The organism is Photorhabdus noenieputensis, from assembly GCF_018448935.1.
GTDB lineage: Bacteria > Pseudomonadota > Gammaproteobacteria > Enterobacterales > Enterobacteriaceae > Photorhabdus > Photorhabdus noenieputensis.
Window position 1 is genome coordinate 1 of record NZ_RCWC01000199.1, and the last position, 360, is coordinate 360.

Annotated in this window: 1 protein-coding gene; it reads left to right on the top strand. The window is 51.9% G+C overall.

Annotated features, from left to right (window positions below; translation table 11 throughout):
- Positions 1-17 precede the first annotated feature (17 nt).
- Positions 18-360, top strand: a 343-nt coding sequence (locus EAE91_RS23850) for a POTRA domain-containing protein (RefSeq protein ID WP_280520319.1), incomplete at its 3' end; no start/stop codon positions are given.

The following is a 360-nucleotide window of genomic DNA, read 5'->3' on the forward strand; positions in this document are numbered from 1 at the left end:
TGTGGAATAGAAAGTCAATGAAAAGCAGTATTGTAGTATTAACGGTTTTTTGTAGCGTGGTTTCAGGCAGTCAAGCCGCCGATATCGCAGATCAACAACTCATTCATCAACAGGCCCGTCAGCAAGCCCTGGAGGCGCAATTAGCCCCGCCCTCTGCGGAGGTTCACCTGTCGGTACCGGAAACGGGAGAGTCATCCGCCTTTCCGGTGGAAACCCCGTGTTTTCCTATCACACATGTAGCATTGGCAGGTACCGAAAATTTCCCGCACTGGTTACCGTTCCGGCGTGTCGCTCAACAGGGCGAAAACCATTGCCTGGGCGATAAAGGCATTAGCCGGCTGATAACCCAATTGCAAGATC